The sequence below is a fragment of the Lacunisphaera limnophila genome, from assembly GCF_001746835.1.
Lineage (GTDB): Bacteria > Verrucomicrobiota > Verrucomicrobiia > Opitutales > Opitutaceae > Lacunisphaera > Lacunisphaera limnophila.
The window spans coordinates 2,908,049-2,924,143 of the sequence record NZ_CP016094.1 but is presented as its reverse complement, the minus strand read 5'-3'; the positions used below and the strand labels follow the sequence as shown (position 1 = coordinate 2,924,143).

Annotated in this window: 14 protein-coding genes; 8 read left to right on the top strand and 6 right to left on the bottom strand. The window is 66.7% G+C overall.

The window, feature by feature from the left end:
* The first annotated feature begins 70 nt into the window (after positions 1 to 70).
* A complete protein-coding gene (locus Verru16B_RS12250; protein WP_157772395.1) occupies positions 71 to 883 on the top strand; it encodes a hypothetical protein in 813 nt (270 codons plus the stop codon).
* The gene (locus tag Verru16B_RS12245) at positions 880 to 1,290 is read left to right on the top strand and encodes a hypothetical protein (RefSeq protein ID WP_069962546.1); all 411 of its coding nucleotides are present in this window, start codon (positions 880 to 882) and stop codon (positions 1,288 to 1,290) included. Before Verru16B_RS12250 ends, Verru16B_RS12245 begins: the two co-directional genes overlap by 4 nt.
* A gap of 10 nt (positions 1,291 to 1,300) precedes the next feature.
* Here Verru16B_RS12245 and Verru16B_RS12240 read toward each other — a convergent pair whose 3' ends face one another.
* Positions 1,301 to 2,287 (bottom strand): glycosyltransferase family 9 protein, encoded by a 987-nt coding sequence (locus Verru16B_RS12240; protein WP_083270318.1) that lies wholly within the window; start codon positions 2,285 to 2,287, stop codon positions 1,301 to 1,303.
* A gap of 262 nt (positions 2,288 to 2,549) precedes the next feature.
* Here Verru16B_RS12240 and Verru16B_RS12235 point away from each other — a divergent pair, with 262 nt between their 5' ends.
* From Verru16B_RS12235 to Verru16B_RS12220, 4 genes are all read left to right on the top strand, one after another.
* Positions 2,550 to 3,461 (top strand): LpxL/LpxP family acyltransferase, encoded by a 912-nt coding sequence (locus Verru16B_RS12235; RefSeq protein WP_069962544.1) that lies wholly within the window; start codon positions 2,550 to 2,552, stop codon positions 3,459 to 3,461.
* Positions 3,462 to 3,526: 65 nt separating this feature from the next.
* A complete protein-coding gene (locus tag Verru16B_RS18890) occupies positions 3,527 to 5,245 on the top strand; it encodes an ABC transporter ATP-binding protein (RefSeq protein ID WP_069962543.1) in 1,719 nt (572 codons plus the stop codon).
* A 214-nt stretch (positions 5,246 to 5,459) separates the two neighbouring features.
* Positions 5,460 to 5,879 (top strand): hypothetical protein, encoded by a 420-nt coding sequence (locus Verru16B_RS12225; RefSeq protein ID WP_157772394.1) that lies wholly within the window; start codon positions 5,460 to 5,462, stop codon positions 5,877 to 5,879.
* Between the two features lie 96 nt (positions 5,880 to 5,975).
* Entirely contained in the window at positions 5,976 to 6,491 is a 516-nt protein-coding gene (locus Verru16B_RS12220; RefSeq protein ID WP_069962541.1) for an anti-sigma factor family protein, read from the top strand.
* On the opposite strand, the gene Verru16B_RS12215 is transcribed toward Verru16B_RS12220, so the two are convergent.
* Both Verru16B_RS12215 and menB read right to left on the bottom strand, forming a co-directional pair.
* Positions 6,492 to 7,235, bottom strand: coding sequence for a YqjF family protein (locus tag Verru16B_RS12215; RefSeq protein WP_083270317.1), 744 nt, complete (start codon positions 7,233 to 7,235; stop codon positions 6,492 to 6,494).
* On the bottom strand, positions 7,223 to 8,056 hold the full coding sequence (menB, locus tag Verru16B_RS12210; RefSeq protein ID WP_069962540.1) for a 1,4-dihydroxy-2-naphthoyl-CoA synthase: 834 nt from the start codon (positions 8,054 to 8,056) through the stop codon (positions 7,223 to 7,225). The genes Verru16B_RS12215 and menB overlap by 13 nt, the downstream gene beginning before the upstream one ends.
* 142 nt (positions 8,057 to 8,198) lie before the next feature.
* Between menB and Verru16B_RS12205 the strand changes: the two genes are divergently transcribed.
* Positions 8,199 to 10,094: a potassium transporter Kup gene (locus Verru16B_RS12205; protein WP_069962539.1), complete on the top strand. Its 1,896-nt coding sequence runs from the start codon at positions 8,199 to 8,201 to the stop codon at positions 10,092 to 10,094.
* 154 nt (positions 10,095 to 10,248) lie between these two features.
* Positions 10,249 to 11,343, top strand: a complete 1,095-nt coding sequence (locus Verru16B_RS12200; protein ID WP_069962538.1) for an ATP-binding protein — start codon at positions 10,249 to 10,251, stop codon at positions 11,341 to 11,343.
* A gap of 20 nt (positions 11,344 to 11,363) precedes the next feature.
* On the opposite strand, the gene menD is transcribed toward Verru16B_RS12200, so the two are convergent.
* From menD to metG, 3 genes are read right to left on the bottom strand one after another with little or no spacing between them, the layout of a single operon-like run.
* On the bottom strand, positions 11,364 to 13,106 hold the full coding sequence (menD, locus tag Verru16B_RS12195) for a 2-succinyl-5-enolpyruvyl-6-hydroxy-3-cyclohexene-1-carboxylic-acid synthase (RefSeq protein ID WP_069962537.1): 1,743 nt from the start codon (positions 13,104 to 13,106) through the stop codon (positions 11,364 to 11,366).
* The gene (locus tag Verru16B_RS12190; RefSeq protein ID WP_069962536.1) at positions 13,103 to 14,527 is read right to left on the bottom strand and encodes an isochorismate synthase; all 1,425 of its coding nucleotides are present in this window, start codon (positions 14,525 to 14,527) and stop codon (positions 13,103 to 13,105) included. Before Verru16B_RS12190 ends, menD begins: the two co-directional genes overlap by 4 nt.
* Positions 14,524 to 16,065 (bottom strand): methionine--tRNA ligase, encoded by a 1,542-nt coding sequence (metG, locus tag Verru16B_RS12185; RefSeq protein WP_069962535.1) that lies wholly within the window; start codon positions 16,063 to 16,065, stop codon positions 14,524 to 14,526. The genes Verru16B_RS12190 and metG overlap by 4 nt, the downstream gene beginning before the upstream one ends.
* Between the last annotated feature and the right edge of the window lie 30 nt (positions 16,066 to 16,095).

The window sequence follows — 16,095 nt, the reverse complement described above, 5'->3', positions numbered from 1 at the left end:
ATTCTCCGGGGAATGCGGGCGAATGGTCGCTTGCCCCGGCCACCGGCCTTTCTATGGTCCGCGCTTCGCCATGCCTAAACCGGGCCGCCGCCGTCAACCCGCTTCCTCCCCTCCCGCGCTATATGCCGGCCTCCTGCTTCTGACCGCATGGCTGGGGGCGGTGCTGGCGCTGCCCCCGGCGCGGGCCCACGATCCGGCCCCTCCCGCTGACGCCTTGGTCCACCAAGGCAAGCCCGGCCCCTGGGGCGAACTCGAGTATTCCCGGATCATGATCGAGCCGCCCGACGAATTCATGCCGCCCGACTACACGGCGAGCGCGGCCCGTTGGGAGTTCACGGGCTTCGACCCGGTCCGCCTGGAGGACCTGCTCCGAAACGCAGCGCTCGATGCCACCCAGCTGCAGGGTTTGCTCGATCCGGCCATCCGGACCACCACCCCCACGTCCCTCATTCTGCGCCCCCCCGACGACCTGGTGCTCCACCTCAGCCCGGAATCCCGGGCCATCCTCTACAACACCCTGGCACGACTGCCCGGCAACCCGCTTCATCAGGAACCCTTCCGCTTCCGCGCCGATCTGATCGACGACTGGTTCGAAGGGTCGGGAGTCCGGACCGAGATCGTCACCCGGATCCGCCAGCTACTCTACCGCCGGGGCAACTCCCTCCTCTTTTCCGACCCTCACCTGGTTCTGCCTGCGCTGGCCACCGCCACTGAGCGTGTGCAACTGGTCAAGACCCTGGCCCGGAAATCCACCCTGCTGCTGAAGGTCAGAATCAAGCCTGACTCCGATCTCGAGAGCCTCGCCCGCTATTGGGGCGGCGGGCGGCGGCGCAAGGATGTCCGCCCCCTCCTGCTGTCACTCGCCCGCCACCCGGGGGCATGACCATCGACGTCGTACACCTGCTGCCCCGCTTCGCCCGCGGCCTGCTCTACACGTACCCGTCGCCCGACGTCCCGCTGGACCAGAGCCCGGACTGCCACTGGACCTCGATGAATTTTTTCAACGATCCCCCGGAGCCGCGTTTCCAGGATATCACCTATCTCCGCGAATCCCTCATCACCAACTATGCCCGGGTGGAAGCGGCGCCGGTGATGGGTGACCTCCTGCTGCTGACTCAGCCGGACGGACAGGTGATCCATTCCTGCATCTATATCGCGGACGACATTGTTTTCACGAAGAACGGCCAGTCCCCCAGCGTGCCTTGGACCCTGACAACCCTGGCGGACCTGCAGGCGTTCTACCCGGCTCAACCCGCGCTGCTGGTCAGGATCTTTCGGAAAACGCCGTGAACGGAGAGCCTCAAGCCGGCGCGAGCACGCCGCGCACCGGGGTCTTCTGCAGGTTGTGCTCGATCCGGGTGAAGAGATAATAAACCTCCTTGGCCGACAGCAAAGTGAGTTCCCCGACCGGCGCTTGAATCGTGTAATTGGTGGGACTCTTGGGCGGGTACGGACCAAAGCGCTGCGGATCGGTCGGACCGAACAAGCCCACGGTGCGCAACCCCATCGCCGCCGCCAGATGCATCGGGCCGCTGTCGTTGGAGATCACCCAATCCGCCTTGGCCAGCAGGGCCGGCAGCGACGTCAGGCTTGTGTTGCCGGTTAGGTTGATGAAGGCCCCCTCGGGAAACGATTCCCGGCACGGCAGGTAGTGGCTTCCGGCCCACACCACCTTGCGCCCGCCTTCCCGGATCAGGAGGGCCGTGAGCTGGCTGAAACCGTTCCATTTTTTGTTGTCCCGGCCGCTGTCCGGAAAAATCAGGATGGGCCGCTGCCCCTTGCGCGGATCCATGAAACCGAGGTTCAGTCGCTCCAGGTCACGGAAACGCAGCGGACCGGTCAGCCGCGGCTCCGCCCCGGCCGCGGGACAAAACTGCAGCATGCACTCCAGAAGGTGCGCCTGCCGCGCCGCCGGTGGCAGCTTGATCTTCTCGTGATAGAATACCCCCCACGCCTCGCGCGCATCCGGTCGGCCGATCTTCCGCCGGCCGCGAGCCCACTTGGTCATGAGCCCCGTGCGCAACAAACCCTGGAAGTCGCACACCAGGTCGAACTCCCGCTTGCGCACTTCCCGCATCGTCCGCAGGAAACCGCGGGCACCCTCGTGCCGCTGAAAGACGTAGACCTGCTCCACCGCGGCGGAGGCCCGCACCAGCGGGGCAAAGATATCCCGCACAATCCAGGAAATACGCCACTCCGGCTTCTGGGCCTTGATCGATGCGGCCACCTGCAACCCGTGCACGATATCGCGCAGCGGCGAGGTCATGATGATGAGCATTTCTGGCATGGTGTCGGCTGGACCGCGTGGTCAGGGCGGCGTTCCTTAAAATCGCCGCGTTAGCCCCAAAGGCAAACGCGAACCGGCAGCCGCCGGCACAGTTTGGCTTTTTTGCACCCGTTTCTCATTCGTATTTCTACGCACCCCGTCCGCCCGTTCGTCGCGCTGCGTCGCGGCTTGCCATCGCCGGGCGGCCCCCGCCAACCTGACGGCGCATGGACCGACCCTCCGACCCCGCCGCCCACGGGCGCCCCCTCCCCTCTTCTTGCGCATGAGCCGCGCCAGCGAGCAATCCCGCCTCTGGCTCCCGTCCTACTGGCCGACCTGGCTCGGCCTCGCCGCCTTCTGGCTCTGTGCGCGCTGGCTCACCTGGTCGGAGCGCCGGCGCCTCGCCCGCCTGCTCGCCTGGTTTCACTTCCATTGCATCCGCCTCCGCCGCCACGTCGTGCTGGTCAACCTCGCCCTCTGCTTCCCGGAAAAGTCACCGGCCGAGATTCGGGCGCTCGGCCTGGCCCATTTTGAGGCCCTCGTATTCGGCCTGTTCGAGACGACGGCCGGCTGGTGGGAACCGCTGGATCAGCTCCCGCCCCATCGCATCATCGGCGCGGAGCACCTCGAGCGCGCCATCGCCGCAGGCCGCGGGGCCGTCCTGCTGACCGCCCATTTCACCACCCTGGAGATCTGCGGGGTCTATCTCACCGCCCGCCTGCCCGTCGGCTGCCTCTACCGGGAACCCAAGAACCCCGTCGCCGCCGGCCCCATGCGCCGCCACCGCGAGCGCGTCGCCTCGATCGCGATCCACCACGACGATCTCAAGGGCCTCATCCGGGCCCTGCGCGGCGGTTATGTGATCTGGTACGCCCCCGACCAGGGCAAACGCACGCCCGGCGCCGAGGTCCTGCCCTTTTTCGGCGTGCCTGCCACCACCAACACCGCCACCGCCAAGATCGCCAAGATGACCGGCGCCGCCGTCGTCCCCTACTTCGCCCGCCGGGAATCCGACGGCTCCTACACCCTCACCATCCACCCGGCCCTGGAAAATTTTCCCACCGACAATCTCTCGGCCGATGCCCTGCGCATCAACCGCCTGATCGAGGAAAACATCCGCCTCGCCCCGGAGCAGTATTTCTGGGTGCACAAACGCTTCAAGACCCGCGGGGAAGGCTACCCCGAGGTGTATTGAGCGACGGACCCTTCGCCCCTCCGTTCGCGAGTTGCGGAAATCTACCCGAGCCCTTTCCTGATCCCGTGCCGCTCCTCGAAGTCTCCCACCTCAGCGTCAGCTTCCACACCCGCTCCGGAGTCTATCGGGCCGTCAACGACGTCAGCTTCACGCTGGAGCCGGGCGAAAGCCTCGGGATCGTCGGTGAATCCGGTTCGGGCAAATCCGTCACTTGCTCCTCGCTGCTCGGCCTGATCCCGCAGCCTCCGGGCCGGATCGAGGGCGGCACCGCCGTGTTCGACGGCGTCGACCTGCTCCGCTGTCCCGCGGCCCAGTTGCGCACCATCCGCGGACGGCGCATCGCCATGATCTTCCAGGATCCGATGACCTCGCTGAATCCCTACCTCCGGATCTCCGAGCAACTGATCGAACCTCTCCTGATCCATGAGAAGATCTCGCGGCCGGCCGCGCTCGCCCGCGCCCTCAGCATGCTGGAGGCGGTCGGCATCCAGCATGCCGCCGACCGGCTGCACGCCTACCCGCACGAGTTCTCCGGTGGCATGCGCCAGCGCGTGATGATCGCCATGGCCCTCATCACCAAGCCGGACCTCCTCATCGCCGACGAGCCGACCACCGCGCTCGATGTCACCGTACAGGCCCAAATCCTCGAACTGCTCAAGCACCTCCAGCGCGAACTCGGGATGGCCGTCATCTTCGTCACCCACGACCTCGCCGTGGTGTCCGGCCTCTGCGACCGCGTCCAGGTGATGTACGCCGGCCGGATCGTCGAGACCGCCCCCACGCGCACCCTTTTCGCGCATCCGCAGCACCCCTACACCAAGGCGCTGCAACGCTGCATTCCCTCCCTCCAGCCCAAGGGTCGGGCCCTCTACGCCATTCCCGGGATGCCGCCCGACCTCTCCAAGCCGGTCACCGAGGCGGAACTGCTCGCGCGCTTCGCCCTCCCGCCGGAGGAACCCGCGCCCCCCGCCCCCGCCGAGGCCCCGCACGGCCGGCCCATGATCCAGGTGCAGGCCATCGCGACCCACTTTCCACTCGAGACCGGCTTCCTCTTCAAAAAGCAGACCGGCACCGTCAAGGCGGTCGATCAGGTCAGTTTCGAGGTCAGCCAAGGCGAGGTGCTGGGCCTCGTGGGCGAGTCGGGCAGCGGCAAATCCACCCTCGCCCGCACCATCATGCAGCTCATCCCGCCCACCGCGGGCACGGTGATTCTCGGCGGCAAAAACCTCACCCAGGGATCCACCGCTGAGCTCAAGGCCGCCCGCCGCGACCTGCAGATGGTTTTTCAGGATCCCTTTGCCTCCCTCAACCCGCGCCTCTCCGTTTTCGCCACGCTCGCCGAACCGCTGCGCGTGCACGGCATCGTGCCCGAAGACCAGATCGCGGCGCGCGTCGCCCGTCTGATGGAGCAGGTCGGCCTCGCCCCGCGCTTCCTCAACAAATACCCGCACGAATTTTCCGGTGGCCAACGCCAGCGCATCGCCATCGCCCGGGCCCTGGCCCTCGAGCCCAAGGTCATCATCGCCGACGAACCCGTCTCCGCCCTCGATGTGTCCATCCAGGCCCAGATTTTGAACCTGCTCGCCCGCTTGGTTCGCGAGATGAACCTCACGATGATCTTCATCGCCCACGATCTTTCCGTCGTGAAACATATCTCCGACCGCATCGCCGTCATGTATCAGGGCAAAATCGTCGAACTCGGCCCCGCCCTTGACGTGATGGAGCGCCCGCAGCACCCCTACACCCGCCAGCTCATCAGCGCGATCCCCCGGATCGAGGTCTGATCCGGAGCCACCGGTCCCATCCACCCGGATGGCTGCCACCGTCATTGCCCTCTCCACACGATCGTGGCTCGGCCGGAGTTATCCCGGTACCCTAAGGCATTCTTAACTCATTGGCTGGCAGGAAGTCTTGTGTGTCATTGGTTATTTTTGAATATCCGATGGCAGAGCCGCGTCCCATGGCTGAACCGCAATTCAACCAATGGAGAACATCCCCATGAAGACCAAGTTCATCGCCCTCACTCTCGCCGCTGCCACCGCGTTCGCCTTCACCGCCAAGCCCGCCGTGGCCGGTGACAAGGAACTGGCGGTGGTCGGCGGCCTGATCGGCGGGCTCATCATCGCCTCGGCCATCAGCGACCACGACACCAACAGTCATGTGGTGCTCACCAGTGGCTATCACCGCGACCGGGATCGGGATTGTGAAGAAGGCTATTGGAAGCGCGTCGAGGTGCGCAGCTGGGTCCCCGGCTATTGGGTGTCCGAACGCCGCCACGGCCGGACGCACCGCTACTTCGTCGAGGGCCACTACGAGATCCGCACCGACCGGATCTGGGTCTCCTACGATCGCCGTGATCGTCGCGACCGCCGCGACTATGACCGGGGCTACGGTCGCGACCGCGACTACCGCCGCTGATGGCGGTTTCCCAGCCCGACCAACCTGCGCCATCACAAATCTGGAATTTCCATCGAAGCCCGATTAGTGTCTAGTAGCAGGCAAAGAAGAAGTCCCATGAACTGCCGCGACAACGAATCCCTGATTCTGGCCGAACGGGACGGCACGCTGAGCCCAGCGCAGCTTGCCGCCCTCTCGGACCATGTCGCCGCCTGCCCGGCCTGTCGTGAACTCCGCCAGAGGGTCGGCGCCGCGCTCGAAGCCTATCGTGCCGAAGTCGCCACCGCCCCTGTTACCGATGCCGACGAGGCGTGGCGTGACCTGCAAACCCGCCTCGCCCGGCCCGGCCGGCCCCGTCCGCTGGCCCCCGTCATCTGGTTTGGCGTGTCGCTCGCCGCCGCGGCCGCTCTGGCTCTGGCCGTTTTCTATCAACGGCCGCCCGACTCATCGTCACCCTCGACTGAGTTCGTGAACGTTCCGCCCCCGCCACCGCTGCACGATCCCTCCGTCATCGCCGGGGCTGACTTCGTCGAAGCCGGCGACCCGAACGCCTCGACCTTGGTGTATGTCGACAAGGAAAGCGGCTGGCTCGTCGTCTGGGCGTCAGATCCCGAAACCGCCACCAAGGGTTGATCAGTTGATCGGCCGCAACGGCCAGACCACGACATCGACCCCGGGCGAGTAATAGACCTCGGGATGCCTGGGCCCCACCGGCAGCGGCGCCATGGTATCCTCGCGCAGCTCCCAACGGGCCACCTGCAGCGGCCATTGGGGATGCTGCACTTCCCCCCGATACAACCGCCCCGCCCGGTCGGCACTGTAGAGACAATAACGCTCCGTCGCCCAGTGGGCGAATGATCCGGCCTCACTGGGCGCACTTGCCCCTCCCTCGTACACGGCCGCAAATCGCCGGACCCCGCGGCAGGCGGCATAGTGCACGGCCCCGCCCTCACGCTTCAGCCTGATCTGCGCGCTGAAATACGGGAGATGAAAGAACGTCCGCGCAAAGGCCGCCACCAGCGGATTAACCACATCCAGGCTCAAAAACCAGACGCCAGCCTTCCCGCCGTGGCGCACGTAGGTGCGGACATTGATTTCGGCGAAGTCACACAACCACGGCGGCGCCGGCCAGCCGCGTTTGGTCACCCCCGCCATCCGAAAAGGGACGACGCCCAGCCAGGCCTTGCCGGCATGGAGATCGAGTTCGATCCCGGCGGGCAGCAACTTTCTCAGCTCACCGGCATCCACCTCGTAATGGATGAAGAGCAGATCCAGCCAGGCCTGCTGCCAGGTCCACGGCTCCTCCGGCATGGGCCACGGGCGGTGCCCGGTCTGCGCCAGCGCCGGATTAGCCGTCCCGGAAATCAGGGCAGCCACGGAAATTTTTGCGCGTTCGGCTTCCGCTTCTCGCGTTGGGCCGAGCTGAACTCCTTCGCCTCTTCCGTCATGTAGTAAAGCATGGTGGCGTTGCCCGAGAGCTCCTGGATGCCGCTCTGACCATCGAGCTCGGCATTGAAGGCCGACTTGAGGCAACGGATCGCGAGCGGGCTGCGCTGCAGGATGTCGTTCGCCCACGCCACGCCCTCGGCCTCGAGTTGCGCCACCGGCACGACCTTGTTGACCAGCCCCATTTCGAGCGCCTCGGCGGCGCTGTAGTGCCGGCACAGGTACCAGATCTCGCGCGCCTTCTTCTGCCCGACCAGTCGCGCCAGGTAGCTCGAGCCGAAACCACCGTCAAAACTTCCCATCTTCGGGCCGACCTGCCCGAAGACGCCGTTGTCGGCTGCGATCGTCAGGTCACAAATCACATGCAGCACATGGCCGCCACCGATTGCATAACCGGCCACGAGCGCGATCACGATCTTCGGCATCGACCGGATCAGCTTCTGGACATCAAGAATGTTGAGCCGCGGCACGCCGTCCCCGTCGATATAGCCCCCATGCCCCCGGACCGACTGGTCCCCGCCCGCACAAAAGGCATATTTCCCGTCCTTCGCCGGACCGGCGCCGGTCAGCAGGACCACCCCGATCTTCTGGTCTTCCCGGGCGTCGAGCAGGGCCTCATGCATTTCCACCACCGTCTGCGGCCGGAACGCGTTGCGCTTCTCCGGCCGGTTGATGGTGATCCGGGCTATGCCCCCGGACTTGTGATACTGGATGTCGGTGTATTTTTTAACGGTCTTCCAAGAGGTAGCCATGAACGGACAGTGTCAGGAATGCCTTGAGCCGCAATCGTTTTCACCGGAAACCCTGACGATCGCGACCACCGTCAAGCAACATTTGCCCCTGTGGGTAAAACTGCTTGGACTCGCGCCCTCTAGCCCAACAATCAACCCTTCGATGAGTACACCCGCTTCCCCCACCGGCACCGCCGCCAAGGCCGGTCTCACGTTGGGCGCGCTGGGCGTGGTCTTCGGCGATATTGGCACCAGCCCGCTTTATGCTTTGCGCGAGTGCCTCAACTACTTGCCGCCGGTCGAGCGGGCCACGGGCGTGCTGGGGGCGCTGTCGCTCGTCTTCTGGGCCATGGTTCTGGTCGTCATTGGCAAGTACCTGTGCTTCGTGACCCGGGCCGACAACCGCGGCGAGGGTGGTATCTTCGCCTTGCTCTCCCTCGCCCATGGCGACCGCACGGGCAAGATCATCGGCGGCACCGGTGCGCTGAGCCTGCTCATTCTGGTGGGGGCGGCTTTGCTTTATGGCGACGGCGTCATCACCCCGGCCATCTCGGTGCTCGGCGCCGTCGAGGGCCTCAACACGTTTGATCCCAGCCTGGCGGGCAAGGTCCCGTTCATCTCCGCCTTCATCCTCGCCGGCCTGTTTGCCGTCCAATTCAAGGGCACCAAGGCGATCGGCGGCATCTTCGGACCCGCCATGCTGGTTTGGTTCATCCTCCTCGGCGGCCTGGGCGTTTGGCATATCCTCGGCGCCCCCCAGGTCGTCGCGGCCCTCAATCCCCTGCTCGGCACCCGCCTCCTCTTCGATCATCCCTCCGAGGCTGCGGCGCTGCTCGGCTCCGTCGTCCTCGCCATCACCGGCGCGGAGGCCCTTTACGCCGACATGGGCCACTTTGGTCGCAAACACATCGCGCGCGCCTGGTACTTCTTCGCCTTCCCCGGTCTGATCCTGAACTACTTCGGCCAGGGTGCCCGCGTGCTGGCCAATCCCGGCGACACTTCCCACACCTTCTTCGCCATGGTCCCGGAGGGCACGCCCCGCCTGATCCTGACCCTGGTCTCGATCGGCGCCGCCATCATCGCCAGCCAGGCCATGATCACCGGCACCTTCTCGATCACGCGCCAGGCCATCCAGCTCGGCTTCTTCCCCCGCCTGAAGATCAACTACACCAACCCCGACCAATCGGGCCAGATCTACCTGCCCCTGGTCAACACCATGCTCGCCCTCGGCTCGATCTACGTGGTGCTCTCCTTCGGCTCCAGCGAGAAGCTGGTCGCCGCCTACGGCATCGCGGTCACCGGCACCATGGTGGTCACGAGCCTGGCCTTTTTCTTCGTGCTCCGCCGCCAATGGAAATGGGCGGCGTGGCAGGCCGGCCTGCTCTGCGCGCTGTTCCTCGTGGTCGACGTGCCGTTGTTTGCCTCCAACCTGCACAAATTTGCGGACGGCGGCTGGTTCCCCGTCATCATCGCCGCCGGCCTCATCGCGGTCATGCACACCTGGAAGCGCGGCAAGGACGAGATCTTCCGCCGCATCTACGCCAACGAGATCACCGAGGACGAACTCTGCAACGTCGCCGGCTCCCACCACATCGTGCGCGTCCGCGGCACCGCCGTGTTCATGGCGGGCAACCCCACCGGCACGCCGCTGGTCCTCCTCCACCACGTCAAGGCCAACAAGGTCCTGCACGAGACCGTCGTCCTCCTCAGCGTGGTCACGGAAGAGGTGCCGTCCGTAGGCGATGCCGAACGCATGGAGGTGCGCGAAATCGGTCACGGCTACGGGGTCTGGCGCGTCATCGCGCGCTACGGCTACATGGAAACACCGGATGTCGCGGCCCTCATGGAACGCGTCGGTGCGGCCGGCGTGCCCGTCAAGCTCAACGAGGCCACCTACTACTTCAACCGCGAGATGGTGATCACCGGTGGCGAAAGCCGGATGTTCGAGTGGCAGAAACACCTCTACTCCGTCCTCAGCCGCAACGCCCGCCCTGTGCGCGACTACTACCGCCTGCCGCCCATGCAGATCATCGAGGTCGGCTTGCCCATCCAGCTGTAGCCGGAGGGATGAATTAAGAAGGAAGAAGGATGAAACCAGTCTCCGAATCACGCTCAGGGATCCCTTTTCATAATTCTTAATTCTTAATTCTTCCTTCTTCCTTGGCGCCGCCTCACGGCTTGCCCCGCACCCGGTCGGTGACCAGCCTCCCGCCATGCGCGCCGACATCCGCTCCCACCGCTTCATCAGCCACTTCCCGGCGGCGCAGGGCGCCAAGCTCGTCAAGCACCTCCGCCTCGTGCGCTTCCCGCACAAGGCCGTGATCTTTGAGGAGGGCGCCGACTCCGACTGCATCTACCTCGTTCTCACCGGCCGCGTCGCCCTCACCAAGAAATCCCCGGGCGGCGCCCCCCAGACCATCGCCTGGAAAGGCCCGGATGACTACTTCGGCGAACTGGGCGTGCTGGACGGCTCCGTGCGTAGCACTGCGGCCATCGCCGACGGCCCGGTCCAGCTCGGCCGCCTGCCCCGCGCCCCGTTTCTCAACATCCTCTCGGAATCCTCCTGGCACACCGTGCTCCGCCTCTTCAGCGAGGTCAGCGAAAACCTCCGTGCCACCAACGAACGCTACGTGGGCGAGGTGGTGCGCAAGGAAAAGATCACCCTCATCGGGGAGATGGCCAACGCCATGATCCACGACTTCCGCGGGCCTTTCTCCACCATCAAGCTCGCCACCGAACTCATCGCGAAACACAACCGCTCCGCCGGCAACCAGGACCTCTGCGCCATGATCCTCCGCCAGGTGGACCGCCTCGGCGGCATGGTCGAGGAGGTCCTCGATTTCGCCCGCGGCGAGACCCGGCTCAAGATCCGGTCTGTGCCCCTGCAGGAACTGCTGCTCCACCTGCAGGAGGACAACCTCGAGTCCTGCGCCCGCGCCGGCGTCCGCCTCGTCGTCAAGCCCACCAAGCTGACGCTTCCCCTCGACCCCGACCGCTTCCAGCGCGTGCTGCAAAACCTCGTGACCAACGCCCGCGAGGCGCTGGCCCGCCGCCAGGGCGCCCGCGTCGTTCTCTCCGCGCGGCGCGAGGGCCGGCAGTGCCTGATCTCCGTCGCCGACAATGGCCCCGGCATCCCGCGCGAGATCCGCGAGGCGGTCTTCGAGCCCTTCGTCAGCCGCGGCAAGCCCAACGGCACCGGCCTGGGCCTCGCCATCGCCCGCTCCGTTGTCCGGGCCCACCACGGCGAGATCGATTTCAAGAGCGCCCGCACCGGCACCACGTTCACCATCCAGCTCCCGCTGGGCTGACCCACCGCCCGCCCGATGGCCTAACCGGCGACGCGCGCGAACAACTGCTTCCGCCACGCCGCGTCCCGCTTGCGCTCCGTGCGCAGTTCCAGCACGCGCACCCCGCTCTTTGGCAGTTTCGCCACCAACCGGCCAAGGTGGGCCGCGCTCCGGACCACCGTGTGCGCGACGTCGTAGGTCGCGCAGAGCTTCCGGAAATCAATGTTCTGCGGGGTCCCGAAAAACTCCTCGAACGGCGGCTCAAACTGCGCCACCGGCAGGTGTTCGAAGATGCCGCCGCCATTGTTGTTGATCAGCACGATCGTCAGGCTGCCCCGGAATTTCGGGACCGATAAAAAGCCGTTCGTGTCGTGCAACAGGGAGAGATCCCCGGTCACCAGCACCCCCGGCGGGCCGCCATGCACCGCCCCCAGCGCGGTTGAGAGCGTGCCGTCGATTCCGTTCGCCCCGCGATTGAAGAACAAACGCTGCCCGCGGTTTCCCGCCGGCCAGAAATACTCCGCGTCCCGCACCGGCATCGAGCTGGCGATGAAACACGGCGTGCGCGCCGGCAGGTGCGTCGCCAGGATGCCGGGCCACACGGGTTCGATGAGCCCGCGCTCCGCCCGCACGCCCGCCACCAACGCACGCCCCGCCCGGGCGTCCGCCCGTAACCACGCTTTGACCCACGCAGTCTCGCTCGTCCGGCCGGCAAAACCTTCGCTCCAGGCCGCCAGCGGGCCCCGCACCACGCGGGTCCGCAGGTGCAAGGCGTCCTCGTTGCCCGTCCGGTCCGTCACCAGCACCACCTCGGGATCCGCCGCTTGCAGCCACCCGCGCAAGACCTTGCTGGTCGGCCACCCGCCGACGCAGATGACCTGGACGGGGTGCAGTTCGGCCGCCAGCCGGTCGTTGCGCAGCAGGGTGTCGTAACGGGTAATCACCGCGCCCGCCCGCGTGGCGTTGGCCCGCACCGGCGCGAGCGCATCCGCGAGCACCGGCCAGCCGAGCGCGCGGGAAATCCGCCCGACGGCATCCGCCCAGGCTTCCCCGTCCACCGACTCGTTGGGCCCCACGATGATCACGCCCCGCTCGGCCCAGCGCCGCCCCGCCCCCGCCGGCGCGGCCCCGGCTCCCGCCTCCAGCGCCTCGGCCGGAGCCAGGCCCTCCCACAGCCCCTGCAGCGCGGCGGGCCGCGGCAGCGTCGCATTGTCGGGCAAGGGTGGCAGCGGATCCCGGAACGGACAATTCAGATGCACCGGGCCCGCCGCGGGACGCAGGGTCCGCTCGACGGCATGGGCCACCGTCTGCCGCAGGTAGCGCAGGAGCGGCACCGTGGCCTCCGGCACGGCGCATTCATGCTGAAAATTCACGTAGGCGCCGTAGAGCTTCACCTGGTCGATCGTTTGCCCGGAGTGGCAGTCGCGCATCTCGGGCGGCCGGTCGGCCGTGAGCACGAGCAGCGGCACGCCGCTCTCATGCGCCTCCACCACCGCGGGCAGGAAATTCGCCGCCGCCGTGCCGCTCGTGCACACCAGCGCCACCGGCCGGCGATGCTGCTTGGCCAGACCCAGGGCGTAGAAACCGGCCGAGCGCTCGTCCAGCACCGCCAGCGACTCGATCTCCGGGTGCCGGGCCAGCGCGATCGTCAGGGGCGCGGAGCGCGAACCCGGTGAGATCACCGCGTGCCGTAACCCGAGCCGGACCAGCGTGCCGACCAGCACGCTGCACCAGAGGGTGTTGGTGTTGCGGTAGTCGAGTTGGGGATCGGCGGCGGATTTCATGACTGGGTGAGGGCCCCGATCAGAGCATTGAACTTCAGGTCGGTCTCGGCAAATTCCTTCTCCGGCTCGGACCCGGCCACGATGCCGGCCCCCGCATACGCGGTGGCGGTGCGACCGTCGATCAGCGCCGAGCGGATGCCGACGAAAAATTCTCCGCCGCCCTGATGATCCACCCACCCCTGCGGCCCGGCGTAGAGCCCGCGCGGAAAGGCCTCCAGCCGCTGCAGCGCGGCCAGCGCCGGCGCCTGCGGGGCCCCGCCCACGGCCGGCGTCGGATGCAGGCGCGCCACCAGGTCAAGGATGTCCACCCCCGCCGGCAGGCTGGCGCTGATCGGGGTGTGGAGATGGTGCACGTTGGCCAGGCCAAGCAGCCGCGGCTGCGCCGCGTGCTCCAGTTTCAAATCCAGCCCGGCCAGCCGGCCCACGATGGAATCCAGCACGAGCCGGTGCTCGCGGAGGTCCTTCTCGCTTTGCAGCAGCGCCTGTGCCCAGGCGGCATCTTCGCTGGCCGTTTCCCCGCGCGGGGCCGAACCTGCCAGCGCCGCGGTGTGCATCCGCCCGCCCGCCACCCGCACCAACCGCTCGGGGGAGGCTCCGATGAAGCTCTGGCCGCGACCGTTGGCGATGGAGAACGAGTAACATTCCGGGTAGCGCTGCCGCAGGTGGTTGAGCACGCCCATCGGGTGGAATTCCTCCGCCGTGGTGTAGCGCAGGGCGCGGGCCAACACGACTTTTTGGTAATCGCCGCGCGCGATCTCCGCGAGGGCCTGCCGCACGGCCATGGGATAGGCCTCGGCGCCGCCGATTTCCTCGGCCCGTTGCGGGGCGGAGGGACGCGCTTTCTGCTTCGCCCGGCTGTAATCAAAGGCGCCGAACTTGCCATGCGCCCGCCAGATTTTCGCCGTCACCAGGTCGACGGGGGCGTCGCCCGGCAAGAGCACATTGGCGACGGCGATAGTGCCGTCCCCGCGTCGGGCCACCTGCCAGCGCGGCACCTGCACCCGCAAGGCCGGGAAGGCCCCACCCGCCGGCGCGTCATCCGCAAAACCGGCGGCAAAGAAAAAATGCGGCCCGGCAAACGGCTCGGCCAGCGGCCCCACGGCGATGGTATCGGCCAGCGTACGGTCGATGAAGGCGCGCGCGGCGGCGAAGCGATCCGCCCCCGCAGCGTTGAACTCGACCGCGACTTCCGCCCCCGCGACCCCGAAGCCCGCCGCCGGGCGCTCGGCGTAGAAATGGGGCTCCCCGGGTTCAAAGATCGACTCGAGCACCGCCAGCGGGTCGAGGTTGTCCACCGCCATGCTGATGCTCACCAGCTGCGGCCGGCCGACGGACCGGGCCTCGGCCGCGCACTGCGCCAGAAACCCCCGGAGCGCTTCCGGAGTGGCACTCCCCGTCGGGTTGACGGGCGGGGTCTTCATGCCGTGGCGGGCTTCGCCGGCGGCGCGGGCCGCGGGAACAGCACGAGCGACTCGGCGACCTTGACGCCGGTCAGCCGGCTGCCCCAAACGAGCTCGTCCGCCCAGACCGCCCCGGGCTGGTGGCCCAGCACGGCGTTGATCTTCTCGGTCGTCGTGGGCGTGACATGCTGGATGAGCGCAACCGCCAGCCTCAGGGCCTCGGCCATCGTGGCGAGCGAGGTCCGCAGCAGCGCCTGGTCCTTCGGGTCGGTGGACTTGCCGAGCTTCCACGGGGCGCGCTTCTCGATGTAGGCGTTGGTCTCGGTGAGAAAGACCATGGCCCGCTCCAGCGCGGTGTGAAATTGAAAGCCCTCGCACAGGGGGATGAACTCATCGCGCGTCCGGTCCCAGAGCGCCCGCAGCGCCAGGTCGAGTTCCTCGGTGGTCTCGGCCGCCGGCACCACGCCCCCGGCGAAGCGGGTGGTCATGTTCAGGGTGCGGTTGACCAGATTCCCGAGGTTGTTGGCCAATTCGCTGTTGTACCGCACCAGGAACTGCTCGCGGGTGAAATCGCTGTCCTGCCCGACGTTCATCTCGCGGATCAGGAAATAACGGAACGCATCGGTCCCGAACTCCGTGACCAGGTCCAGCGGGTTGAGCGCGTTGCCGGTGCTCTTGGACATTTTGGCACCGCGCTGCATCCACCAGCCATGGGCGATGATGCCGCCCGGCAGCGGCAGCCCGGCGGCCTGCAGCATGATCGGCCAGTAGACCGCATGGGGCGGCACCAGGATGTCCTTGCCGATGACATGGTACGTCGCCGGCCAGGTGCCGGGTTTGTCCGCCACCGCCGAATAATAATTGAGCAGGGCGTCAAACCACACGTAGGTGACATACCCGTCGTCGAAGGGCATCGGGATGCCCCACTCCAGCCGCTCTTTCGGCCGCGAGATGCACAGGTCGTTCAACGGCTCCTTGAGGAATTCCAGCACCTGCTTCTGGCGGTAAGCCGGGAAAATGAAATCCGGCTTCTGGGTCAGGAAATCCACCAACCAGGCCTGATAGTGCTTCAGTTTGAAAAAGTAGTTCGACTCCGTGATCTCGGTCACCTCGCCGAAGAGCTCGGGCCAGCTGCCATCCGGGTTGCGGTCCTTCTCCTGCAGGAACTGCTCCTGGCGCGTCGAATAGAACCCCTGGTACTCGGCTTTGTAGATCTCCCCCTTGTCGAACAGCTGCTGGAGCACGGCCTGGACGACCGTCTTGTGGCGCGGCTCGGTGGTGCGGATGAAATCGTCGTTCGAGATGTTGAGCCGCGGCAGGAGGGCCCGGAACTCCGCGCTGACCTCGTCGCAGAACTGCTGGGGCGGGATGCCGCGCTTCTTGGCGCTGGCCTGGACTTTCTGGCCGTGCTCATCCACGCCGGTCAAAAAATGGACCTGGTCCCCCTGCTGGCGCCGGAACCGGGCGATCACGTCGGTCAGCACCTTTTCGTAGGCATGGCCCAGGTGGGGCGAACCGTTCACGTAGTCGATGGCGGTCGTGATGTAGAAGGACGGCATAAAAGGGTCAAAAGATGTAGCCGGGCCGGG